The 23,080-nt window shown below is 68.8% G+C and carries 25 protein-coding genes and 2 pseudogenes; 11 read left to right on the forward strand and 16 right to left on the reverse strand.

The window, feature by feature from the left end; all coding sequences use genetic code 11:
• Window positions 1-252 precede the first annotated feature (252 nt).
• The 10 genes and pseudogenes from E1294_RS57560 to E1294_RS41135 all read right to left on the reverse strand — a co-directional run bounded on the left by E1294_RS57560 (window position 253) and on the right by E1294_RS41135 (window position 7,783).
• The gene (locus tag E1294_RS57560; protein ID WP_132516373.1) at window positions 253-666 is read right to left on the reverse strand and encodes an FAD-dependent oxidoreductase; all 414 of its coding nucleotides are present in this window, start codon (window positions 664-666) and stop codon (window positions 253-255) included.
• Window positions 656-1,453, reverse strand: coding sequence for an FAD-dependent oxidoreductase (locus E1294_RS41100; RefSeq protein WP_132516374.1), 798 nt, complete (start codon window positions 1,451-1,453; stop codon window positions 656-658). Before E1294_RS41100 ends, E1294_RS57560 begins: the two co-directional genes overlap by 11 nt.
• Window positions 1,450-2,745 (reverse strand): FAD-dependent monooxygenase, encoded by a 1,296-nt coding sequence (locus tag E1294_RS41105; protein ID WP_132516375.1) that lies wholly within the window; start codon window positions 2,743-2,745, stop codon window positions 1,450-1,452. Before E1294_RS41105 ends, E1294_RS41100 begins: the two co-directional genes overlap by 4 nt.
• Window positions 2,746-2,802: 57 nt before the next feature.
• Window positions 2,803-3,262: pseudogene (locus tag E1294_RS56575) on the reverse strand (ATP-binding cassette domain-containing protein); the annotation flags it as partial.
• A 43-nt stretch (window positions 3,263-3,305) separates the two neighbouring features.
• Entirely contained in the window at window positions 3,306-4,274 is a 969-nt protein-coding gene (locus E1294_RS41115) for a sensor histidine kinase (protein WP_342775141.1), read from the reverse strand.
• Window positions 4,159-5,226 (reverse strand): alpha/beta fold hydrolase, encoded by a 1,068-nt coding sequence (locus E1294_RS55035; RefSeq protein WP_132516377.1) that lies wholly within the window; start codon window positions 5,224-5,226, stop codon window positions 4,159-4,161. Before E1294_RS55035 ends, E1294_RS41115 begins: the two co-directional genes overlap by 116 nt.
• Before the next feature lie 491 nt (window positions 5,227-5,717).
• Window positions 5,718-5,870: a hypothetical protein gene (locus E1294_RS53485; RefSeq protein WP_165977760.1), complete on the reverse strand. Its 153-nt coding sequence runs from the start codon at window positions 5,868-5,870 to the stop codon at window positions 5,718-5,720.
• A 548-nt stretch (window positions 5,871-6,418) separates the two neighbouring features.
• Complete coding sequence (locus tag E1294_RS41125) at window positions 6,419-6,829, reverse strand: DoxX family protein (RefSeq protein ID WP_132516378.1); 411 nt, start codon at window positions 6,827-6,829, stop codon at window positions 6,419-6,421.
• Between the two features lie 78 nt (window positions 6,830-6,907).
• Entirely contained in the window at window positions 6,908-7,342 is a 435-nt protein-coding gene (locus tag E1294_RS41130) for a YdeI/OmpD-associated family protein (protein WP_220448230.1), read from the reverse strand.
• 27 nt (window positions 7,343-7,369) lie between these two features.
• Window positions 7,370-7,783: a VOC family protein gene (locus tag E1294_RS41135; RefSeq protein ID WP_132516379.1), complete on the reverse strand. Its 414-nt coding sequence runs from the start codon at window positions 7,781-7,783 to the stop codon at window positions 7,370-7,372.
• Between the two features lie 121 nt (window positions 7,784-7,904).
• On the opposite strand from E1294_RS41135, the gene E1294_RS41140 reads away from it, so the two are divergent.
• The 4 genes from E1294_RS41140 (at window position 7,905) to E1294_RS41155 (ending at window position 10,535) form a co-directional block, all read left to right on the forward strand.
• The gene (locus E1294_RS41140; protein ID WP_132516380.1) at window positions 7,905-8,777 is read left to right on the forward strand and encodes a sigma-70 family RNA polymerase sigma factor; all 873 of its coding nucleotides are present in this window, start codon (window positions 7,905-7,907) and stop codon (window positions 8,775-8,777) included.
• Between the two features lie 35 nt (window positions 8,778-8,812).
• Complete coding sequence (locus tag E1294_RS57865; protein ID WP_132516381.1) at window positions 8,813-9,442, forward strand: VOC family protein; 630 nt, start codon at window positions 8,813-8,815, stop codon at window positions 9,440-9,442.
• 106 nt (window positions 9,443-9,548) lie between these two features.
• The gene (locus E1294_RS41150; RefSeq protein ID WP_220448234.1) at window positions 9,549-10,049 is read left to right on the forward strand and encodes a serine hydrolase domain-containing protein; all 501 of its coding nucleotides are present in this window, start codon (window positions 9,549-9,551) and stop codon (window positions 10,047-10,049) included.
• 51 nt (window positions 10,050-10,100) lie between these two features.
• Window positions 10,101-10,535, forward strand: a complete 435-nt coding sequence (locus E1294_RS41155) for a universal stress protein (protein ID WP_132516382.1) — start codon at window positions 10,101-10,103, stop codon at window positions 10,533-10,535.
• A 51-nt stretch (window positions 10,536-10,586) separates the two neighbouring features.
• On the opposite strand, the gene E1294_RS41160 is transcribed toward E1294_RS41155, so the two are convergent.
• Window positions 10,587-10,790 carry a hypothetical protein gene (locus tag E1294_RS41160; RefSeq protein ID WP_132516384.1) on the reverse strand — a complete coding sequence of 68 codons (204 nt, stop codon included), beginning with the start codon at window positions 10,788-10,790 and terminating at the stop codon, window positions 10,587-10,589.
• 399 nt (window positions 10,791-11,189) lie between these two features.
• On the opposite strand from E1294_RS41160, the gene E1294_RS41165 reads away from it, so the two are divergent.
• On the forward strand, window positions 11,190-11,618 hold the full coding sequence (locus tag E1294_RS41165) for an STAS domain-containing protein (protein ID WP_132516386.1): 429 nt from the start codon (window positions 11,190-11,192) through the stop codon (window positions 11,616-11,618).
• 242 nt (window positions 11,619-11,860) lie between these two features.
• On the opposite strand, the gene E1294_RS41170 is transcribed toward E1294_RS41165, so the two are convergent.
• From E1294_RS41170 to E1294_RS41180, 3 genes and pseudogenes are all read right to left on the reverse strand, one after another.
• The gene (locus E1294_RS41170; protein WP_132516388.1) at window positions 11,861-12,073 is read right to left on the reverse strand and encodes a three-helix bundle dimerization domain-containing protein; all 213 of its coding nucleotides are present in this window, start codon (window positions 12,071-12,073) and stop codon (window positions 11,861-11,863) included.
• 232 nt (window positions 12,074-12,305) lie between these two features.
• Window positions 12,306-12,635, reverse strand: a pseudogene (locus E1294_RS58470) (DUF6328 family protein); the annotation flags it as partial.
• Window positions 12,636-13,608: 973 nt separating this feature from the next.
• Window positions 13,609-14,505, reverse strand: a complete 897-nt coding sequence (locus E1294_RS41180; RefSeq protein WP_132516392.1) for a YihY/virulence factor BrkB family protein — start codon at window positions 14,503-14,505, stop codon at window positions 13,609-13,611.
• A 229-nt stretch (window positions 14,506-14,734) separates the two neighbouring features.
• Here E1294_RS41180 and E1294_RS41185 point away from each other — a divergent pair, with 229 nt between their 5' ends.
• From E1294_RS41185 to E1294_RS41200, 4 genes are all read left to right on the forward strand, one after another.
• Window positions 14,735-15,841 (forward strand): AI-2E family transporter, encoded by a 1,107-nt coding sequence (locus E1294_RS41185; RefSeq protein WP_246083656.1) that lies wholly within the window; start codon window positions 14,735-14,737, stop codon window positions 15,839-15,841.
• 386 nt (window positions 15,842-16,227) lie between these two features.
• A complete protein-coding gene (locus tag E1294_RS41190) occupies window positions 16,228-17,202 on the forward strand; it encodes an acyl-CoA desaturase (protein WP_132516396.1) in 975 nt (324 codons plus the stop codon).
• Window positions 17,199-17,732: a DUF5994 family protein gene (locus tag E1294_RS41195; protein ID WP_132516398.1), complete on the forward strand. Its 534-nt coding sequence runs from the start codon at window positions 17,199-17,201 to the stop codon at window positions 17,730-17,732. Before E1294_RS41190 ends, E1294_RS41195 begins: the two co-directional genes overlap by 4 nt.
• Window positions 17,733-17,794: 62 nt before the next feature.
• Window positions 17,795-18,214 carry a hypothetical protein gene (locus tag E1294_RS41200; RefSeq protein ID WP_132516400.1) on the forward strand — a complete coding sequence of 140 codons (420 nt, stop codon included), beginning with the start codon at window positions 17,795-17,797 and terminating at the stop codon, window positions 18,212-18,214.
• A gap of 751 nt (window positions 18,215-18,965) precedes the next feature.
• Here the strand turns inward: E1294_RS41200 and E1294_RS58475 are convergent.
• Window positions 18,966-19,322: a DUF5994 family protein gene (locus E1294_RS58475; protein ID WP_220448235.1), complete on the reverse strand. Its 357-nt coding sequence runs from the start codon at window positions 19,320-19,322 to the stop codon at window positions 18,966-18,968.
• Window positions 19,323-19,328: 6 nt separating this feature from the next.
• Window positions 19,329-19,685, reverse strand: a complete 357-nt coding sequence (locus E1294_RS41205) for a hypothetical protein (RefSeq protein ID WP_165977761.1) — start codon at window positions 19,683-19,685, stop codon at window positions 19,329-19,331.
• Window positions 19,686-19,919: 234 nt separating this feature from the next.
• On the opposite strand from E1294_RS41205, the gene E1294_RS41210 reads away from it, so the two are divergent.
• Window positions 19,920-21,698 carry a SpoIIE family protein phosphatase gene (locus tag E1294_RS41210; RefSeq protein ID WP_132516404.1) on the forward strand — a complete coding sequence of 593 codons (1,779 nt, stop codon included), beginning with the start codon at window positions 19,920-19,922 and terminating at the stop codon, window positions 21,696-21,698.
• Between the two features lie 278 nt (window positions 21,699-21,976).
• Window positions 21,977-22,846: a glycosyltransferase gene (locus tag E1294_RS41215; RefSeq protein WP_220448232.1), complete on the forward strand. Its 870-nt coding sequence runs from the start codon at window positions 21,977-21,979 to the stop codon at window positions 22,844-22,846.
• The last annotated feature ends 234 nt before the right edge of the window (window positions 22,847-23,080 follow it).

Here is a 23,080-nt window from a genome sequence, read left to right on the forward strand (position 1 = left end):
ATCCGGCGGGCGCCTTCACGTACCAGCTCGTCGATCAGCGCGGGCGAGGTGCCGGAGGCGGACGCTTCGCGGTCGCCGCCGGCGGGGCCAGGGACTACGGTGAGCACGGGTGTGCCTTCCCGACCGATCCACAGGTCTCAAGCATTGCTCGATCGTCTGCGTGGTGCAGTCGCTACGGCCGTAGGCACCGTGGCCCCAGCCCTCGTAGGTGAGGACTTCGACCTCGTGGCCGATCTGCCGGCGACCCAGCGGTCATTCCTTCAGGAAGCCGGGCATGGCGGCCACGGAGGCGTTGACGGCCTCGAAGCCGTCACGTCGCATGTCCTCTTCGTAGGCCCCCACGGCTTCGAGGAGGCTCAACTCACCTCGGTCCGCGTCGATCAGCCGCGCGCACAGGCGCTCGGCGTCCTGCAGCGCGGTGTTGGCGCCGGAACCGCGGTTGGGCGGCATGGCGTGGATGGCGTCGCCCAGCAGGGTGACGGGTCCGGGCTGCCAGGCGGCGACCGGCGTCGAGGCGGCCAGCGGCAGGTAGTACGTCTGTTCTCGCCAGGCCTGCTCGACGATCAGCCGGAGGCTCGGATACGCCTCCTCCACCAAGGGGCGTGCCTGCCGCCAGAGCCGCTCGCCGGTGACGGTGTGCGAAACGAGGACCGCGTCACCGAGCACCTCCCGCGGGGGGGATCAGCGCCCACATGAGGAAGTCGTCGATGTCTCCCGGATCCAGTCCGAGCGCCAGCCGCGCCGCTGCCTGGACGGGCGGCTCACTGAAACGCATGGCCGCGAGCACCATGCCGGTCTGGCCCAGCTCGGTGATGGTGAAGCTGTCCCCGATGAGGGCGAGGAGCCCGGTCTGCCGAAGCCCGGGGGTGATCGGAGTCTTGCCGCCGAGCCAGCGCACCCCGGTGTCGACCACCTTGGCGTGCGGAAGGTACTGGCGGCGCACAGCCGAGCCAACGCCGTCGGCCGCGACGAGGAGATCCGCCTCGGCGCGGGTGCCATCCGCGCAATGCACGCGTACGCCTTGATGGAGTCGTTCGTAGCGGACGACCTCCTTGCCGAACTCGACGTGCCCCTCCAACCCGTGGAGCAGGGTGCGCCGCAGCAGTCGCCGACTCGTCGGACGACCTGGCCGGACCTGGTCGGGGCTGCTTTGGGCGCCGGTGAAGGACTTCGAGCCAAGGATTTCGAGCCGGCCGTCGACGTCGCCGATCACGAGGAGCTTGTCACTGGACCTACCCAGGGTGGCATGGAAGAGCTCGAACTGCGCCGCGGGAAGACAGGCACGCAGCGCCCGGACTCCACGGTCGTCGATGTGGAGGCGAGCTCCCTGGGCGCGGACGTCGGGTCCCTGATCACGCTCGTAGACCGTCACGTCCACGGATGCTCGGTGTAGCCCGTGTGCCAGGGTGAGGCCACCGAGGCCGGCACCGGCCACGAACACACGCAAGGTCATGACTGCTCTCCTCTGCTCAGGATCTGGCGGAGAACCTGCTCGATCTCGCGTTCGGGGGACGACGCCGCGGCGGGAGCCCGCCAGGCCACGACGCCGTCGGGGCGAATGAGCACGGCGCCGCCGGAGGTCACGCCGTACGCCTTCTCCCAGGACGCGGCGGTCAGCGGCAGGTCTGCGCCCACCCGTCGTGCGGTGAGCGGAATGCCCAGCCTGGCTGCCGCCTCGTCGGCCGCGCTCGCCCAGCGCGGGCTCCCGGGTCCGGCCAGGCACACGAATGTCCGGCCGAACAGATCGAGGATCGACCCGGTCCCGGTCTCCAGATGTGGCGCCCGCGTGCCAGGCCGACCGGCTGAGAGGAACGGGTGCGCGAAGTCAGCGGAGGGCTCTTCGCCGGACACCACCGCCGCCGACCGGTACACCGCCCCGAATTCCTGGGTGATCCGGTCGGGAAGGTCTTCTGCAGGAGGGATCATGCCGACCCGGGCTATCGCGTCGGTCAGGGCGACCTGCGCCAGCGGGCGCCGCTCGGTGTCGTATGTGCCGAGCAAGGCCGAACCTGCCGCGCCGGTCAGGATCAAGGCCAGTTTCCAGGCCAGGTTCTGCGCGTCGGGCAGGATGGTGGCGGCGTGCATCCCTGGCGTGGGCGGCATCGAGCAGGCCGCGTCGCCGACGAGCGCGACGTTGTCCTGTGTGTAGCGGTCGGCGGTGAGCAGCGTGATCGGCAGGGTGAAGGTGTCTTCGATGGTGACGGCCCGCTTCGGCAGTCCGGCCGCGGCCCGTATCAGCTCGGCGAGGTCCGCGCCATGGTCGGGGACGACGGACCGGATGAGCAACCACGTGTCGGTTTCGGTCTCCGCCAGCAGGGTTCCGCCCACCCGGTCGATGTGCGCGCCGGCGAAGTGGCGGCCACGGATGGCGCCGCCCAGATCGGCGCGGAAGAGCACGCCGTACTGGTGGGCGACGGTACCCGGCCCCGCTGTTTCGATTCCGGCCCATCCGCGGACGATGCTGTCCGGTCCGTCAGCACCCACCACATACGCCGCCCGCGCCTCGACGAGCCCTCCGGCTCGCCGTACCGTGGCGACGATACCCTCCGCGTCCTGCCGCAAGCCGGTCAGCTCGGCGCCCAGCCACATCTCCACGCCCTGTTCGGCGGCGCGCCGGCGCAGCAAGTCACGCATCCACGTGTGGTTGCAGCAGACCGGCTGGAACGGGCTGATCTCTGCGGGCACCGGCACCCACGGCTGCGGGATGCGGCCAAGTTCCGCCCCCACCAGGGTGTCGACGTGCAATGGTTCTTCCCCGGCGCCGCGCCAGGCGCACCAGGTGGCCGGTGCCGGTGAAAGGGTTCATCGTGTCGCTCCTGCATGTCGTCGGTCGCTTCTGCCGGCATGGTCGTAGTGCCGCAGGAACAGCTCTCCAGGGTGGGGGCCGGCTGACGAGGCCGCGTACACCGGTGTCGGTGAGGCGTCGCAGCACGGTGTCCAGGGCGGCCGTGTCGGCCTCGGCCAGGATGTGCCTGGACAGCAGCACCGCGCGGCCGCGGCTGCGCTCCTCAGGGGCGGCGTCGCGGAACACCTCCTAGGGTCCAGACCGGACGTGGGCTCGTCGAGGATGAGCAGCTCGACGTCGCAGGCCAGCGCGGCGATCAGGGCGACCTTCTGCCGGTTGCCCTCGGAGGTAGGCGCGGCCCTTCTTGCGGGGGTCCAGGCCGAAGCGCTCCAGTAACGCGGCGCGGCGCCGCTCGTCGAGCCCGCCACGCAGCCGTCCGAGCAGGTCGATCACCTCGCCTCCGGACAGATGCGGCCATCGCCGGGCACGTAGGCCAGCGTGCCGCCACCGCTCAGCACGCTCACCCAGGCGGCGCGGACACCCGCGCGCTGTCCGCCCCACTCTCCGGCTGGCCCTTGGTGCGGGGCGTGAACGAGCTGACGAGCGGGGTCGTACGGGCCTGCGCCGAGAGTGGCGGGGCCAGCCGGGGGATCGGGAAGGTGACCGCGATGGTCAGGCCTCCCTCGCACCTCGCGCTGGTGGTGATGGTGGCGGCGTGGGCGGTCGCGATGGCCTGCACGATGGACAGGCCGAGGCCCAGCCCTTCGCCGCGGTCGGCGCGGGCGGTGCCGAGACGCTGGAACGGCTGGAAGAGCTGTTCGACGGCGTTCGGCGGTACCACGGGACCGGTGTTGGTCACGGTGAGGACGGGGTGGCCGTCCACGATCCCGGTGGTGATCTTTACGCGGCCGTGTGGCGTGTTGTGCCGAATGGCGTTGTCCAGCAGGTTGGTGACGAGGCGTTCGGCAAGGGGGCGGTGACCGGTCGCCAGAGCGGGGGAGATCGACGTCTGGATCGTCACGGTCCGGTGGCCGATCTCGGGCCTGTGGGCCTCGATGACCTCGTGGGTGAGCTGTGCCAGGTCGAAGGGGCGATGGACGTCGTGGCCCGCGTAACCGCGGGTCAGGGTGAGGAGCGCTTCGATGAGGCGTTCCTGCTGGGCGCCCGCGATGAGGATCCGCTCGTGAGCCGCCCGCAGGGAGCCCACGGTGGCGTCGGGGTCGCAGAGGGCGACCTGGCCGAGTGCCCGCTGGCGGGCCAGGGGTGTACGGAGCTCGTGGGAGGCGTTGGCGACGAACTGGCGCTGGGCCCGGAAGGCGGCGTCGAGCCTGTCCAGGAGGTCGTCGAAGGTGTCCCCCAGCTCCTTGAGCTCGTCACCCGGGCCGTCGAGGGCCAGGCGCCGATGCAGGTTGGTCGCCGAGATGTCCCGCGCCGCCGCGGTGATCGTGCGCAGTCGGCTCAGGATGCGCCCGGCGACGATCCAGCCCAGCGCGATCGAGGTACTGCTTGATCCGGAAGTTCCAGTCCTGGCAGAACGACGCCTGCCGGGTGAAGTTCTGCGTCTTCCCGGCCTCCGCCTTCGGCGCGGCCTTCGCCTTGGACATCGCGGCGCCGCCGTCGTAGAGCGACTTGAACGTGCTGGCGACGTCCTTCCACAACTCCGGCATGTTCACGCCGAGGGCTATCCGGGACAGTCCGTACACATCGAGCGGCTGGCCGTTGAGCGGGTCTTTGAGCGTTCCCTTCTTGGCCCGCTCGCGCAACTCGCCGAAGATCTTCTTGGCGCCCTTGCCGTACAGGGCGCAGTCAGCGGTCTTGTCGCACCAGGCGGCGAACTGGAGGAAATTCTTCTCCGCCGGGGCAGTCGCGGAGTCCATCATCTCGGTGATGGTCTCGATGCTGTGATCGACGTTGCCGTCGGCGACACTCGCCCGGACGCGATTGGGGAACATCGCGGCGTACTGCTGGACCCTTACGGTTCCGTACGAGTATCCGATCTGGGTGATCTTGTTTTCGCCCAGCGCGGCCCGGATGGCGTCCATGTCCTGGACAACATGCAGGTTGTCCATGTGGTCGTACAGGGGACCCGAGAGCTTGCGGCAGTTCTCGCTGAGCTGCTTGTTGGCCAGCTTCAATGATTCGAAGGCGGCGTTGCTCTGCGGCATCGGGGTGTTGATCACCTTATCGACCAGCGCGGTCGCGCACTTGATCTGGGTGCTGGTGTTGATGCCGCGCGGGTCGAAGGTGACGACGTCGAAGCGCTCCTGCACCGCCGCGGTGAACTGCGGGTCTCGCGCGAGCACGGCGACGCCGGAGGTCCCTGGGCCGCCCGGGACCATGAGGGCGGTACCGATACGGGTGGAGGCGGGGCCGGTGGCCTTGCGACGGGCCAGACCGATCTGGATGGTCCGGCCCTTCGGCCGCGACCAGTCGAGCGGCACCTTGATGGTGGCGCACTACATGCCTTCCTTGGGCTCTGTACAGGATTGCCAGTCGATGGCGCTCGCCTGTGCCTGAGCGACCACCGGGGTGGCCACGACAAGCGAGGCCACGAGCGTCAGCGTGCCCGTGAGGACGGCCGGCAGGGGGCGACTAGGAAGTCTCATGAAAGACGGACCCTTTCGGTGAACGCGGGGGAAGAAACACCACTGCTGACGGCACGGATCGGCTGCGCGATCCGTGCCGTCATTCACAGTCAGAAGACTTAGCAAGGCGGTGGTTTCGGGGCGGTATCGGCGCTCACCGGACGCCGGGGCACCTCACCTGCCAGACCCGCCGGTGGCCCAGGCGCCGGCTCAGACGGTGGTCCAGATGACGGCCGGGTCGTCGAGCGGCGCGTCCACGGCCGGGCAGCGAGAGTTCGCCTGGATCGGCACCCGGTGCCTGGACGGCCGGTCTCATTCGACACTCCACGTCACGTCGTGGCGGCCCGTCAGCGCCTCCTCGGCCTCGGGCACGCGGGCGCGCTCGTCTCGCTCCACCCGGCCAGCGCGTACGCCCTGTCGGCCAGGTCGCGCGGTAGCCGGTTCGCCGCCGCCCCCGCGCAGGCCACCGGTTCGACGGCGGCGGGAAGATGGCAGAGCATGGGGAGATCGCGGTCCCCGCAGGTAACGGGAGAGCACCCGGAGCCTTCCGGTGGCCGAGTCGAAGGAGACGGCGTAGCTGCGCATCGGCCGCGAACTTCGTGATGTGCGACGCCAGAGCCTCCGGAGCCCGGAACGGGATCATGTGCGGCTTCATCGGCATGACGACAAGCCTGGCCAGTGGTGTCCCGCGGGTGGGCCTCCTCGGCCAGTCCTGCGGGACGCCCCGTCGAACTCCCCTCCGACCACCAGCGTGGGCACGGCGACGTGCGCGAGCTTGTCCTCCACACGGTCCCGCATCGCCGCGTTGAAACTGGCCACGACCTGCCGGACACCCGCGGTTCGAGTTCGGCGATGCGGTCCCTAATAGGACTCGCAGCGTGCAGCTCGTCTGCGCGCTCCGCCCTCGCGCGTCGGGGCCCATTTCCTGCTGGTCCGGCAGATGACGCTGGTGGAGACCGGACCCGGGCCCTGATCGGCGCGGTCTTCGGCCCCACAGCGAAGGCGAGACCAGCTATGCCCGCCGCCGGATCGCGGGGGCGTGTGACCCTCATCGACGGAGGGCGTCGGGTTCAGCTGCCGACAGGAGGTGTCGGCAGTCGGCGGGCCAGTTGGCCAGTGCGAGGATGCCCATGATGACGAGGTGGGTCGGCGCGGCCCAGCTTCCCACCACCGGATCGTGGTTGACGATGTGGGTGGTGACCGCACCGGTGAGCACAAACATCAGCGTTGTGGCACCCAGGAAGCGCGTACGCCGGTCAGGGATCACGAGCAAGACAGCGGCGACACCTTCCAGGGCACCGACCACGAAGCGCATCCAGGAGGGGTAACCCCAATCGACGAACTTCACGGAGTACGCGGTGCTGAATATCGTGTCGCCCGGCCAGTACTTGGTCACGGCTCCCAGCGCGAACTGAAGGGCCAGGAACCAGTACAGACCGGTCTTCAGGTGTTTCGACATGTATGGTCTCTTCCGGAGGTTGGGCGGGTTCGGACCTTCGCGCGGCGATTGCATTGCCGACGGAGTCTTGGTGTGGGTTCAGCCCCGCAGGGCGGCGATGGCTTTCTCGATACGCCGCCGGCGCGTCCCGGGCTTCTTCACGCTCTCTATGGCGCGCACGTGCTCACGTTTGCGGCTGTCGGTGAGACGGTCGAAGGCGGTGCGGGAGGCCGGGTCGTCGTCGAGGGCTCGGGCGAAGTCCGCGGGCTCGACGACGACCCGTGGCTCGGTGTCGAGCTCCAGCTCGACACCGATCTCCTCGCCTATCGCGACACCCGCGGCCTGCCGGTTGGCGTTGCTGAGGCCGAGCAGGTGACGGCCGCGCAGGATGGCGACGCGGCTCTTCCAGGAATGCCCGTTGACGGTGATCGTCACTGGCGGTCGCGCGCCCCCGCCGAGAGCCTCCACCACCTCGGGCGGAACTTCCAGCCCTCGCATGGGCTCGGGCGGCTCGACGAGGGTGCGGAACTTCACGATCTATTCCTTGCTTTTCCTCTGCGACTACTCCGTGGAGGGCTGATCCTTGCCCTGGGCGCTGTAGCCGACGCGCCAGATGTAGCCGTCCGGATCGGCGAAGGTGCCGCCGTACCCACCCCATGGCAGGGCGTCGGCGGGCTTGAGGATCGTGGCGCCGGCCTCCTCGGCCTCCACCATCACCTCGTCAACCCGCGCCTCACTACTGACCTCGTAGGTAAGGACCAGCCCACTGAAGCCGCTGCCCTCCGAGCTCGTGCCCACCAGCTTGGCCAGACCTGCCCGGCCGTAAAGGCCGATGGGAGAGGCGCCGTCGGACTCGAAGAACACCGAAATGCCGTAGTCGTTCTTGACCTTCCAGCCGAGCCCGTCGGTGTAGAACCGCTTGGCGGCCTCCATGTCGTGGACGCCGAGCAGGGTCGGGATCACGTGCGCTGTCATGTCTTAATCTCCTGTTCGAGGTGTATGTGCTGCCTGACCAGCAGGTGAAACGCCGGATGTCACATCGGCGTGTATTCACCGGTCAATCAGTAATGACCGGCTAGACGGAGGAATGTGACAGATGATCGAGCAGGACTGGCTGAGCGAGCGGTTCGCCGAGCACCAGGTTCGCTTGCACGCGGTGGCCTACCGGATGCTCGGCTCATCCGGCGAGGCCGAGGACGCGGTGCAGGAGGCGTGGCTGCGGGTCAGCCGTGCCGACACCAGCCAGGTAGAGAACCCGGGAGGGTGGCTGACCACGATCGTCGCCCGGGTCTGCCTGAACATGCTCGAGGCACGCCGAGCCCGGCGAGAGGACGCGGCCGGGGCACTGCCGCCCGAGCCGGCCACACCGCAGCCCAGCGTCCACCCGAACGGTCAGGCCGGACCCGAGGATGAGGCGCTGCTCGCCGATTCGGTCGGTGTCGCGCTGATGGTGGTGCTGGACACGCTGACCCCCGCCGAACGGCTCGCGTTCGTCCTGCACGACGTCTTCGCAGTGTCATTCGCCGAAATCGGCCCCATCATCGACCGCTCCCCGGCGGCGGCCCGGCAACTGGCCAGCCGAGCCCGGCGCCGGGTGCAAGGAACGGCCGAAGCCTCCGATGCCGCGCAATCGGCCAAGCGGGACATCGTCGAGGCCTTCCTGGCCGCCTCCCGCAACGGGGACTTCAACGCCCTGCTCGAACTACTCGATCCGGACGTCGTGGCGGTCGAGCTCCGCGGCGCCCGCGCGGTGGCCTCCTTCTTCTCCGGACGAGCTGAGGCCGCCCGGCTCGCTCTGGTCGACGGCGTCCCTGCGGCTGTCTGGGCACACCGCGGCCAGCCGAAGGCCGTCTTCGCATTCACCATCAGCGACGGGAAGATCACCCACATCGCCATCGACGCCGACCCCGACCGGGTCCGCGACCACGACATCGTCCTTCTCGGCACCGGCAACACGGAGCGGCGATGAGCAGGCCTTCGCAACCGGCTCGTCGCAGGGCAGGCATGGATCTCAAGCTGGCCTCTTGCACCCTCACCGTCCACGACGTCGCCGAGGCGCTCGGCTTCTACTGGGACGTGCTCGGCTTCGCCGTACGCGACGACGTCGAATTCGAGGGAATGCGGTGGACGAGCGTCAGCCCGCCGTCGCAGCCGGGCATGCAGATCTTACTCCAGCCGCCCGGCGCGGACCCCGGGGCCTCGCCGGTCGATCGGCAGGCCATCGAGGATCTGATCGCTAAGGGTCTGCTGAGCCGTCTGATCTTTCAGACCGACAACTGCGACGCCATCTTCGAGTACCTCGAGGCCGCAGGCGCCGAAGTGATGCAGGAACCGATCACCCAGCCTGACGGCGTCCGCGACTGCGCCTTCCTCGATCCCTCCGGCAATATGCTGCGATTCACCCAGCCGCGGCAGATGGCCGAGCCACTTGGGTCGCCGGCAGGCACACGCCGCGACAGACCACCCGGCGACCTGAACGCGGTCACGGACACAAGCCGCCTGTCATCGCCGCCCTTGGGACAGGCACATCTGGTTGAAGGTGCCGAAGAGGCACTCGTCCTTTCCGCGGCCGCGCGGTTGGCCGGGCAGCGAGAACACTGCGCGGATGCGCAGGTCGGCCATCACCTGTTCTAGGCCTAGCTGTAGCCTCGGGCTTTTTGGTCGGATAAAGCTGACCCGCCCTGACAGGGCCGTGACGAGCCGCCCGACATGACCGGTCGCCTGGAATGGCGAGGACACAATCGTTCAGGTTGCATCCACGACGAAGGGCGCCACCGCAATCTGTGCCCATATGCTGGCACAGCGCGGTGAGCTGGATCTGGACGCCCCGGTGGCCCGGTACTGGCCGGAGTTCGGCGCCAACGGCAAGGAACAGATCAAAGTGCGCTGGCTGCTGTCACACCAGGCCGGTCTCCCGCTCGTCGACGGACCGCTGACGTTCGAGCAGGCGTGCGCGTGGCACCCGGTCATCCGTGCACTCGAGACGCAGGAGCCGCTGTGGCGGCCGGGCACAGAGCACGTCTACCACGCCGTCACCTACGGGTTTCTGGTCGGGGAGGTCGTGCGTCGGATCACCGGCAAGTCACTCGGCACGTTCTTCGCCGAGGAGGTGGCCGCCCTCATGTCACATCGATCTTCCCTAACAGGGATCAAGGTGACGTACAGGTTCAAACCCATACACCACCCCGTGGGCGCTAACCTTTACGCACTGGGTCACGTTCGAGATGCGCGCCCGCGATGACCTGGTCAGCCCTCGCGCTCAAGGACCTCTCAGCCCGGTGGTCGTCGTCCGATCCGACCCCGACACTGCCACGGGGAGGTCGTCGTCGGGCTCGAGGACTATCACGCCTGCGAACCCGCCCTCGCCTACGCCTTCGAGCAGGCGATGCTGCGCGCGAGCACGCTGCGCGCGGTCTACGCGTGGCAACCGCCGGCGCACGCTCACATCCCCGAAAGCGCCTATGACCTGGACGAGATCCACGCTACCCAGTGCCGGACCGCGGCCGTCATCCTCCGGGGATGGCAGCAGCGATATCCGCAGGTTCCGGTGATCGAGGACGTCCGTCGCGCCCACCCCGTCGATGCTCTCGTCAGCGCTTCCGCCCAGGCGGATTTGGTCGTCGTGGGCTCTCAGGGCAGAGGGGCGATCGGCACCGTGATGCTCGGATCCGTCACCCTCTGGATCTTGCACGGCGCACGCAACTCCGTCGCGGTGGTGCGGCCATAAGGGCGCCTCGGCCAGCGATGTGCTACCTGAGCCGGCGACCATCGGGCTGGGTCAGTCGGCAGGCTCGGGGTTGAGCAGCGGCTCGGGCGGCGCCGGCGGTGCGCCGGGCTGGATCACCGGGCCGAAGACCAGCTTGTCAGACGGTGGCGGCGGTCGGCTCTTACCGTCGCTGCCGCGTCTGGACACGGGCTCAGGCGGGAGCGGCGGCCGGTCGGCCGTTTCGTCGAGGAGTTCGTCGTCGTTGTTCGGGTTCATGTCGTGTCGCCTTTCAGGAGCCGTTTCAGGGGATTTGCCAGCATGTCGCCGGTCGTCGCGGGTACGGGCAGCGGGCCCGACCCAGCAGGAGTCGGTGCGCGTCAGAGGCTTGTCCGGTCTGCGAGCCGCCGCTTTCGGTGAAGTGTGGCGGCCCTGGCCCAGGGAGATCGGCATTGGTCGGGGGGGAGGTCCCTCCGCCCGCACCCGCCGACGTCTGGCCGTTGATCGCCGGTGGTGATAAGCCTGGCTAAAACCGATGCTTTCCGCTCCGGCCAGCCTGCTAGATGATCAGGGCACTGCACGCACGACACCGCTCACGCTGGCGCCCTCGCAACGTGTTCACACCGCCGCCTCGAGCCGGCCGCCCTCTTGTCTCCCGACTTCCCGTAGGAGCCCGGCATGAACACCAAGCACACCGCGAGCGCCTCTGCACTCGTGATCGCCGCCCTGACGGAACGGCCTGTGATCGCGCTCCCCCCGATCACCGCCGCCATCGACCACCTCCTGCGCATCACCCCGCTCGCCGACCGTGCGGGCCTGCGGATCGAGGGCGAACTCGACCGCTCCACCCTGCCCGCTCTGAGGCGCGCGCTGGCCTCACTGGCGAGCGGCGACGGCGGCTTCTGCGTGGATCTGAGCGGCCTGACGTTCATCGACACCGGCTGCCTGCGCGCCCTCGTCGGCGCCGCCGCCGCAATCCACGACGGCGGCGGTGACCATGTTCTGACGTTGCGCTCGGCTCCCCTGCAGGTGCGACGCCTGCTCGAACTCACCGGCTGGCACGAGACGCCCGGTCTCCACCTGCAGGCGTCGGCGCGGCCCGGCTGACCCACGCCCGGCCCAGCGCACTCATAAGTCGGCCGGCCCCCGGCGGTGGGCGCCTCGGCGGGCTGCCGCCGACCACCTGCGCAGCACGATCACAGCCCTCGTTCGACCTCGTCGCGGAGCCTTATCACCACGAGGACAGCATCAAGCCGCTGCCCCCGATCGGAGCACCTCATGACCACCCTCCACCCCCGCCCCGGGGCAGGTCGGGCACGTCCAGGGCGATGATCGCGGAGACCTCAGCGCTAGGAGGACGACCGGCGCAGGTCTTCTTTGGCGATCCGCTCCACGAAGATCGGAACGTATTCCCGGATCGGCCGCCCATCGAATCGGTGGTGGGCCGCCCCTACCGCAGAACGTACCCGTTCAGCCGAATGGCTGCGGGCGAAGGCTCTGACCAACCGTGCCTCCAGTTCGGCCACCGCCAGGTGTTCACGTTCGGCGACATCAATGTGCATGGGCTCTCCCCGCGAAGGGTTTGGAGTGCGTATCTCGCCGAGCACCTCGGGGCCTACTCACCGCCGCCCGGCTGGTCCTCGTTGCGCGTTGTCTGCGGAGAGTCGGCGGTCGCGACCGCGACCGCCAGGGATACGGCGCCGGCCAGCCCCAGCTCATTGGCGCGATGCACGATCTTCTTTTCAACCCGGTACGACACAGCAGCCGGTGCTGAACGGCGGGCGTGATGAAACAGAGGGAGGCGGTGGCCGCCCCCGTCAACGCGATGAAGAACAGCCAGTGGCCCGAGGTGTCCACCTTGGCGAAGCCGCTCTGGAATGGCATCGCCAGCAAAAAAGCGAACAGCACCTGCACCCCGGTCACCATGACCCGCAGGCCCTCCAGGGGTTCGGATAATTCACGATCGATGCGTTCCTTGTGGCTTCGTCGGCGCCGCTTCCCTCGGCCGTCCCGGCAACCGATTCGCCATCGGTGAGAAGACGGTTTTGGCTCTCTTGCCCAGGCAACGCCATAGGCCTGACACCTCCGTGAGTTTTCCCGTGGCACGACCATGGGTGGATCCATCGATCGTGTTCTCGCTCGCGGCCTCCTGAGTGCCCTGCAGGCCTACCGGCGGGGACCCGCAGTTCCGTGTGGTCGTGTCCGGGGTGCTCGAGCGGCAGCCCGAGCACGGAGAGGCCGCTGGTCGCCGCCGATAAGGGCGTCGAACAAGGCGTGATAGTGCGTCATGGCCTGCCTCAGTTCCTGGATCGACACCCAACCGTCCCCGGCTCGCCCGCTGATCTCGTGGGCCTGGCGGTAGTGCTCCAGGGTGCGGCTGTGTCGCAGAGACAGGTCGGAGGCCTGCTGTGCGAAGTCCTCAGTGATGTATCCGCGCTTGGCCATGACAGCCCGCACCAGCAGATCGGCCTCGCTGACCGCAGGACTCGGCTCGTTCACGAAACGCTCCTGAACCGCGGCCCACCTGTCGGCATAACCGCGGCGTGTGTCGGGATCGAGCGGCCGTATGTCGAGTGGGCCTGATCGCGTTCGACGGGCCCGCAGCTCACGCTCGGACGCCCTGCGGGTGACCTCAGCGGCAACCGTGCGTTCGTACTCAGGGCCGAATCTCTCGCGCAGGCGATCTCGACGCCTGCGCCACAAGAAGAAGCCAACGGCCGGCACCACCGCCATCACCCCGACGCTGACGGCCACCCACATCACGATCTCGACGGACATAGCCCGCCTCCACCCCGCTATCGCCGACGCGTCCCGCCCGAAGACAGGTAACCGGACACTGTCAGTCAACGCCACCTGCCCGGAGACGGATATAGGCGTTTCCAGCAAACCTCATCGCCGGAGCTGATCACAGCTCACGCCCCCTCGACGGGCTGAACGGTGCAGCGCTCGGCGGAACCGCCGTCCGCTGCCTGAGGACGTCATCCTCGGCCGTCAGACAGGCGCCGGGCAACTTCGGTGGGCGGTGCGGGGACGGTGGTGTCGCGACGGATGAACAGTGGAACCGGAAGCGGCCGTCGCGTGGTAGCACGCCTCGAGGTCACGGCGGACCTGGCCGGGTGGCCAGGTCGGTGACGTCTCCGGTGGTGCTGGTGGCCGCCAGTGCGGTGGCGAACAGGATGAGCTGGTTGAGCACCTTGAGGAAGAGCAGCATCGCCACCGCTCCGGTGACGACCTGGTAGGCAGGGTTGGCGGCGGTGAGGTTGAGCAGGGCCTGGCCGAGGGTCTTGAGGATCTCCAGGCCGATCGTGATGACGAGCGCGGGGCCGATCACCCGGCGCAGCGGTAAGCGCAGCCGCGGGGGCGCGGTCAACAGCGCCATGGCCAGTAAGGTGTTGATGCCGATTCCCAGCACGAAGGCCGCCACCGACAGCGCCCACCGGGCGGGGGTGGCGTGCACACCCATGGTGTTCACCGCAAGCCAGGTCAGCACCCACTCGGCGGCGAAGACGATGGTGAGCGACAGCGAGAACAGTATCCCGAGCCCCGCCAGGATGCCCAGGTCGATGACCTGGCGCAGGAAGAAGTTGCCCGGATACTCCTCCAGCCGCCAGATCGCCCTGGTCGTCGAGCGCAGCGTGTCCATCCAGAACAGGCCGGTCAGCGGCAGCACCACGCAGGCCACCAGCCCGGCCTTTCCCCCGGCGTCGCGAAGCGCTTGGACGTCCAGGCGTGGGAAGGTGTCGCTCAGGTACCACTGCACCTCGGCCGGCGGCGCCGGATGATCGAGGACGCGACCGAGGATGGCGAACCCCAGCAGGGCCAGGGCGAAGGTGGCGAAGAAGGCGTAGTAGGTGAGAGCGGCCGACAGCCGGCCGGCGTCGGCCTTGTCGTAGCGGATCAGGGCACGCGCCGCGTGATCCAACCAGCCGTGCCGGCTCCTGGATCGCTTCCAGCCTCTCGCCAGCCGGCCGGCCCAGCGCCGGGCGGCGCTCATGGCCGGGGCCGGTACGTCGGCGGAATGCGGTCGTGATCGTGCGCCGCGGTCGTTTCACAGAAGATGGCTCACCGTGCCGTCGTGGGAAGCTGGTAGGGCGGATGACCTACCCGTGATGCGAAAAGTATTCTTTACACTCCTTGGCTCGAAGCCTGAAAGCGCGCCTATTTCCGACCGGTGGGGAAGTTTCCCGTGCATGGACTCACCTCAGGAGCGCCTGTTGCGGTTAGTGCCTGCGGCCTTGGCGAGGATGGCCGCGTGGTGCGCGTGTCTGATCGTCATCGGCATCGTGGCCAACTATGTGTTCGGTTTCGTGGCGACGATGCGTATCGTCGCCCTGCCGGTGGCGGTCGCCCTGCTGCTGACCGCTCTGCTGTTCCCGCTCACCCGACGCCTGCGCGCGTCGGGCCTGCGGGCGATCTACGCCACATGGGTCACCATGCTCGTCGCCCTGGCCGTGCTGGGCGGGACGGGCTGGATCGTCGGCGTCCGGGCCAACGCTGAGTTTCCCGGCTTGGTGGCACAGGTCAGGCAGACGGCCAAGACGGTGGAGAGCTGGCTCTACACCGGCCCTCTGCACGTGAAGCCCATCCAGCTCAGTGGCTGGGTGGACGAGATTGCCCAGTTTGTTACTGAACGGCAGCAGCAGATCACCTCGACGGTTCTCGCGGGCACCGTGGTGGTGGTGGAGGTGCTGGCCTCGATCGTGCTCCTGCTGTTCGTGACGTTCTTCCTGCTCAAGGATGGTGACCGGATCTGGTCCTGGTTCCTCAGGGGGTTCGGCCGGATGGCGCCGCGGGTCGACCGGGCCGGGCGGACCGCCTGGGCCACGCTGTCCCACTACGTGCAGGGCACGGTGGTCGTGGCCGCGGTGCACGGCGTGCTCATGGGTCTAGTCCTCGCCATCATGGGCGTCCCGCTCTGGGCGGCGCTCGCCGTACTGATCTTCCTGGCCAGCTTCATCCCGATCGTCGGCATCCTCTTCGCCGGTGCGGTCGCGACGCTGGTCACACTCGGCGCGAAGGGACCGATCTACGCGCTGATCTTCATCGGCATCCTGGTCGTCGAGCAGCAACTGGAGAACCACGTGCTCCAGCCGCTGATCGTTGGCCGGGTGCTGCACTTCCACCCGCTGGCGATCATCATCGTGCTGGCCGTCGGCGGCATCCTGGCAGGGATCGCGGGCGCGGTCGTGGCCGTGCCGATCACTGCCATCCTCTACCGGGCCGTGCCCGAGCTCTTCAAGGACGATCCGATCCCCCTCCCGGCAGAACCGGCCCCAGAACCACGGGTGCAGGCCGTACCTCCTGGTAAGGAACCCGAGCGGAAGGATTGACGGGCTCGGAGGCGGGTGAAGGCGGGCAGGGGGTGGTGCCCAGGCCGTGGCGGGCTCATGCGGGACGCTTGCGCAGCCCCACTCGTTCACGGCGGGGTGGTGCGTGACCACCGCCATGAGATGTTCGGCCCCTACCTGTGGAACGAGATCCGGCGTCAGCGGGTGTTGCCGCTGGCCATTGGGCGCCACATCACCGAGGTCCCGCGTCGGTGATGACGCCGGAATCCGTTCGGTTTCACCGCGGGACATCGATCTGCGGCTCTGTCCCTCGCCCGTCTGCAGCTTGGTATTGGACTAAGGGTGTGGCTTCCGTGTGTGTGGGCAGGCGAGTTGGTCGATTCCAAGAGGCGAAAAGGATGCTGCCGTGGAAGGGGAGGAAAGCTGGCATGGCTTCGACAGGTACAGGCGTCGTCGATCGGAAGCGGGGCGGCGTGGCGCCGATCATCGACGGGCGTAAACCGGTCGCGGCGGTGGTCGCGTTGTGGGTGTTCGTACTGGTGCCGTTCGCGGCGCTGGTCGCAGCGATCCCCGTGGCCTGGGGGTGGGGGCTCAGCTGGACCGACGTGGCGATCGCGGCGGGCTCCTACGTCCTCACCGGGCTCGGCGTCACGGTGGGATTTCACCGCTATCTCACCCACGGCGCGTTCAGAGCGAGCCGGTGGCTGCGGATCGTCCTGGCGGTGGCCGGGTCGCTGGCGGTGCAGGGCTCGGTCATCCAGTGGGTGGCCGACCACCGGCGCCACCATGCCTTCGCCGACCGTGACGGCGATCCGCACTCGCCCTGGCGTTATGGCCGCAGCGTGCGCGGCCTGGCCAAGGGGCTGCTGTTCGCGCACGTCGGCTGGATGTTCGGGCGTGACCTGACCAACCGGCGACGCTTCGCCAAGGACCTGCTCGCCGACGGCGACATCAGCCGGGTGGATCGGTTGTTCGGGCCGCTGGTGGCGGCCTCGCTGCTGCTGCCGCCCGCGGTCGGCCTGCTGGCCACCGGCACCTGGCAGGGGGCGGTGACCGCGTTCTTCTGGGGCGCCCTGGTACGGATCGCGATGCTGCACCACGTCACCTGGTCGATCAACTCCGTTTGCCATGTCTTCGGCGAGCGTCCGCTGAAGACTCGGGCCGGGGACCGGGCCGCGAACTTCTGGCCGCTGGCGATCCTGTCGTTCGGCGAGAGCTGGCACAACGGCCACCACGCTGACCCCACCTGCGCCCGCCACGGCGTACTGCCCGGCCAGGTCGACATCTCCGCCCGGCTGATCCGGCTGCTGGAAAGGCTCGGCTGGGCCCGTGACGTACGCTGGCCTACTCCGGCACGCCTGGCCGCACGCCTGGCCACCCAACGCCGTGGGCCCTCCTCATGACCGGCCCTGAGAAGGTGCGGCTCAGCCTGGATCCCGACCTCGCCCGCCGGGGGGCGGTGGACGGGGCGTGGTGGCCCGCCAGCTACGACGCCGGCGCGGAACTACCCGCCCTGATCGCCGCCATCGACCAGCGGCTGGAGCGGCGGGTCCTGCGCGTGGGCCTGCACATCGACACCTGGGACAACATCCCGCGCCGCATCGCCGCTCCCGGCCGCCACGTCAAGGTGGGCTGGTTCCGCACCATCGACCCCCACCTGGTCACCCTGATCATCCCGGGAATCGAGCACCTCAACCTGCTCGTCGTCCCACCCGACACCACTCCCGCCGCCGCCGACAAGGCGCTCGACCTGGCCACCCAGTGCCGGGGCCGTACCCGCCCCGGCGACATCCTCACCGCCGCAGACCCGGGCCACCCCGCCACCTCCGCCCCCGCCGACCTCGACACTGCCGCGAACGCGCTCGGCCTGGCCGGTTGGGATAACGAAGGCGGACAGCCCCGACAGCCCGCCCGCCGCAGCCGCGCGCGCTGACCGGCACTCCAGAGGAGGAGAGCCGACACGCGGACCCCACCACTTGGCAGAAGGATCACACCGTGCACTGGCTGCGCGACATCGACAGGCCCCTCTACCGGGCGGTGCCCATCGCGGCAGCGGGCACCTGCTTCATCGCCGGAGCGCTGTGCGAGATCGACAGCGACGGCGAGGTCCTCCGCGAATGGCGGCTGGATCTGTCCTGCGGCCCCCAGGTACCTGAGCGCGAACGCCGGCAGGCCCATCGCCTCTGGCAGCAGGGCAGCGTCCACACCACCCCTGACGACCACCGCCTCCTGCTCCCTCAGCAGACCCTCGACCTCGACCTCGCACACCACGCCGTGCAACGCTGGTACGCGCGCCGCATCGACGCCACCCCACGTCCCTTGAGCTTCCAGTTCATGAACCCTGCCGGCGAGACAACGCTCAGCCGAACGGGCGACAGTCCGACACTGGTCACCACCGACAAGCCGCTCCTGTAGAACGTATCGTCTGCTTGCCCCCGGGTGCAGGACATGGCCGACGCCGTGGCAGCAGCACGACATCGAGGGGCAACGCGGCGGGCAGCGACGCAGGCGATCGGCCCAGAGGCCTGCCAGCAGACACTGAAGCTGCGCGACGGCGGGTGGTCAGAGGCTGTCAGAGGCCGGAGCGGCAGGTTACGCGCACCCGTCACGGGCCTTCCTGGCCTGCGCCTGGTCGTTCGGGGCGCTGAGCAACCGTGCGGCGGCGGCCACCTCAACGAGCTGACCAGGCCTCATCGCCTCCAGACACGCGACGAGCCGCTGCCGGCACCGTGGCAGGCCGTGCTCATCGCGTTCTAAAGGGCGAGAGCGCGTGAGGCTGTGCTGACCGCCGTCAAGACGACGGCCAGGGCCTGGTCCACGCCACTGTCAGGACCTGGTTACTGCGGAGGCCGGGCATTGGCCATCATTCACCTTCCCGTCCTTGGCTCCGAGTGGGGAAGTTCAGCAATAATCGTCCCTTACGGCCGAGCCCCGGAGCCGGGTCGGCGGCCATCAGCGAGTGTGCGCCCCGGTGGCCGCCCGGAGTGGACGAGCCGCCGGCTGCTGCATGGTGGTGCGCAGTGTGTGTTTGCCGGCCACCATGCGACGGTGTTGGAGGCCGTCGGCGGGGTGCCAGCGCACGTTGGTGGCCCAGCGCTGGGTCACGCCGGTGCTGACGGCCGGTTGGTTGTGGTCGGCTCCTGGCTGGTGATCGACCCGGCCTCTCTCAGTTGGCTGAGCTGCCGGCGGTCGCCGCACGGAGGGTCGGTCGCGCCGCAGGGTCGGATGGCACCCTCGCCAGGGTGAGGCTGTCGTCGGGCGTTAGGCCGGCGGTGTCCTGGGCGGTGAGTTCGAGCGTGGCCCCGGCGGCGCCGGCGGCGGTGCCCGATGGGATGATCAGCAGGACGACTGGCTCTCCGGTGGCGAAGCTGAAAGTGATCGCGCGTGGGTCGGTGTGGCGGGACCAGCTGATGCGGATCTGCCGGCCGCGGGTCGGGTTGCGGTGTGGGAGCCTCTGCCACGTATCGCCATGGACGCCTACACGGAGCGTGACTCGATCAAGCAGCCGGTCGACGGCGGCGATTGTGACTCAGTCACCCGTTTTGTCCTCGGGCTGCCCACCACCCACGCTGGTGTCGAGGAGGTGAGCCCCGGCGTCGTGCAGGGTGATGCCGTAGCCCAGCGCGTGGTCAGGAGGCGACCCTTCGTGCGTCGCGCTGATCGCCTTGAAGCGAGTGTCGCGGGTCGGGCCGTCACCGACGAGGTGGCCGCGCAGATGACCGGCGCGGTCGTACACGACCCACCGGCCGGCGCCCACTTGCGGCATGGCGTCTGGGTTGTCCTTGAGCCACTGCGCGTTGGCCGCGTGATCGGGCTGCTCATCGGCCTCTTTCGGAGGGGAGGGGGCCCCTGCGGCATGACCTTCGGTTTTGCGAGCACTGCTCATGTCGCGTCTCGCTCTCTGATGATGGCTGTTGCCTCCGAGACATCGAAGAAGCATTCTCAGCCTTGCACCACAGGGTATGGCACAGATCGCACTGCGCACGTGATCATGGGTGATGTCGAGCCAGCGCGTCGCGGGGCACAACGGCTCCTCATCGGAGATTATCCCCGATAGTTGACCGAGCCCCACCGGCTGTCCCCGGCTGGGAGCGGTACGTCTACCGTGGGAGGAACCGGCGTGGCCCAGAGCACGTCCGATGGTCAAGGTCGGTGGTGGGCGACGCAGCCAGAGTTCTGGCGGGAGGTCTTCGACCATCTGGGGGCCGGCGTGGCTGTGCTGGACTCCTCTGATCGGATCATCGCGGTCAACCCGGCTGCCGAAGAGCTGTTGGACCGTACCGCGTCGGCGATGAGTGGACAGAACTTTCACGATCTGCTGCACCGCCACGCCGACGATGCCACCCTTCCGGATCAGCCGTGCCGGCTGCTCACGGCCCTCACCCGTCACATCCGCGCCCGCGAGGTAGACAGATTCCTGGGCGGTGACGGATATCTCACCCCGGTCATCTGGTTCAGCGATACCGTGACCAGAAACGGCGAGGTGCTCGGCATGACCGTGCTGTTCACCGGCGATGCGACCGACCGGGAAGCAGCGGACGACCTCGCAGCGCATGTGACCGCCCTGGCAGATCTCACCGACCGGCTGGCCTTGGTCGCGGAGATCGCCACAGCGCTGGCGCAGACCCTGGACACCGAGGAGGCCCTCGCTCGGCTCGGCCGCTTGCTGGTGCCCCGCCTGGCCGACTGGGTCGCCATCGACCTGCGAACGGACGAGGGCATCCAAAGGGTGGCGGTGATCGGACCCGAAGGCCGCGACGCCGAACAGGAAGCGTGGCGAGGTCCCCTCCCCGCGCTGGACCAGCACTCACGTTCCTCTCTGGTACGGGTGTTGCACGGTGGCGAACCCGTCCTGATGGGACCAGGGGACATCGCTCCCCCGCCCGATTCGCCCCTCGCCGCCGTCCAAACAGGATTCCTCCAAGCACTGGGCGCCACCTCCGCGGTCATCGTGCCCTTGGGTACCGTCCGGCGGGTCACAGGTGCCCTCACCCTGGCCCGTACCGACGCCGCTCGGCCCTTCGACGCCGCTGAGGTATCCCTGATCGGCGACATCGGGCGCCGCGTCGGCCTGGCCATCGACAACACCCTGCGGTTCGGCCGCCAACGCCAGATCGCCGAGGCCATGCAGCGGAACCTGCTCACCGCCCTGCCTCAACCCGGCCGGCTGCGCCTGGCGGCTCGCTACCAGCCCGCCCCCGTCGGCTCCCAGGTAGGCGGCGACTGGTACGACGCATTCCTCCTGCGTGACGGCGCCACCGCGCTGGTCATCGGCGACGTCATCGGCCACGACCTGGCCGCCGCCGCGGGCATGGCCCAACTGCACGGTATGCTGCGCGCCCTGGCCTGGGATCGGACGGGACCGCCCAGCGCCATCATCGACCGCCTCGACCAGGCCGTCCCCGTCATCACGAAGGTCCCTCTGGCCACAGCCATCCTGGCTCGCATTGAGGGCCCAGATGAGGGTCCCTGGCAACTGCGATGGACCAACGCCGGCCATCCACCGCCGCTGTTGGTCACCCCCGACGGACGCGCCGAATACCTCGAACAGGGACAAGGCCTACTGCTGGGCACCGGCCTGAGTGACGTCAGCCGACCGGACGCCACGGTCCCCCTGCCTCCTCGCTCCACCCTTCTGTTCTACACCGACGGCTTGATCGAGGTCCCCGGCACCGATCTGGACACCGGCATGGGACGTCTCCGCCGCCATGCCGCCGCCCTGGCCTGCCATCCCCTGGACGAGTTCTGCGACCATGTCCTCGCCCGCATGCCTCCTGGCACCGCCGACGACATCGCCCTCTTGGCCGTGCGCATCCCGGCCACCTCCGACGACCGCGGGGCTTCACGTCACGGCGTCGAGGAGCCCGTCACGCTGCTGCCTGGTCATCGGCTGTGGTGATGACTGCTTGCGGCATCGGCTGTTTCCGGCCGGCCCGCCGTGGCGTTGACTCGGCTGGACAAGGCAGGGAGGTGAAGCATGGGATGCAGCCGCTGTGATCTTGCTGTCATGGCCATTGAGGGCATCCTCGCGGCGCCTTCTTGCGAAACGTCACCCTGGGGAGAGAAGGCACCGATGCCAGACGTACGCCGGAGCGAAGCCTCCGTCACGTGAGGATAGCGCTGCTGGGACCGGTCGCCTGGCGCACGCCTCCGCGCCACTATGGCCCGTGGGAGCAGGTGACGAGCCTGCTCGCCGAGGGGCTCTCCGCCGCCGGGGTCGATGTGACGCTGCTCGCCACGCTGGACTCCGTCACCTCCGGAGCACTGGACGGTGTGTGCCCGCGGGTACGCCGACGATCCATCGCTCGACGGGCGGGTGTGGGAGGCGATGCATGTCGCGCACGCGTTGAGCCGTTCGGGCGAGTTCGACGTCGTCCACAGCCATCTCGACTGGCTGCCGCTGGCCTTCGCCGATCATTGCCGGGCCCCTTTGCTCACCACGGTCCATGGATTCTCCGGCATGGGCATCCTGCCCGCCTACGGGACTACGTCGCCACCGTGCACCACGGCATCGATCTGGACGCTTTCCCCTTCGACCCGGTGGGCGGCCGGCGGCTGACCGCGTTCGGCCGCGTTCATCCCGACAAGGGGACGCACACGGCCATCGAGATCGCCCGACGGGCGGGGATGCCGCTGACCATCTGCGGCATCGTCCAGGACGAGCGGTACTTCGAAGAAGAGATCGTGCCGAAGGTCGACGGCGAACAGGTCAGCTTCCTCAGGCCGGTCGGCCCGGAGCGGCGTGGCCAGATCCTCGGCGGCGCCGCCGCGCTGCTGCATCCCATCGCGTTCGACGAACCTTTCGGCCTGTCGGTGGTCGAGGCGATGGCCTGCGGGACTCCCGTCGTCCCCTACCGGCGCGGATCCATGGCAGAAGTCGTGGACCCGGGCGTGACGGGTTTCCTGGTGGACTCCCTCGACGAGGCGGTCACCGCGGTGGCACGCATCGCGACGATCGACCGCGCGCAGACAGAACGCAGGTTCAGCGCAGATCGAATGGTGGCGAGTTATCTGAGGATCTACCGCGAAATGTTAGGACAATGTTAGCGACTGATAGTGTCAGAGTACGCGGACCACGCCATCAGCCGATCGGTCGCGTCGGCCGGGCCCCCGCATGAGGACGGGCCCCCGGTGAAGTCTCAGGTTCCACCGCACACGCACAGGCAGACGGGGTAGCCGTCTTCACCGAGCGAGCAGCACCCGACTCCATCATGGTGCGGCCGGATGACCGAAAGGCGAGCCAGTTGGTCCTCACATACGGATTTCTCAGCACCCACCCGC

Source organism: Nonomuraea diastatica, assembly GCF_004349015.1.
GTDB lineage: Bacteria > Actinomycetota > Actinomycetes > Streptosporangiales > Streptosporangiaceae > Nonomuraea > Nonomuraea diastatica.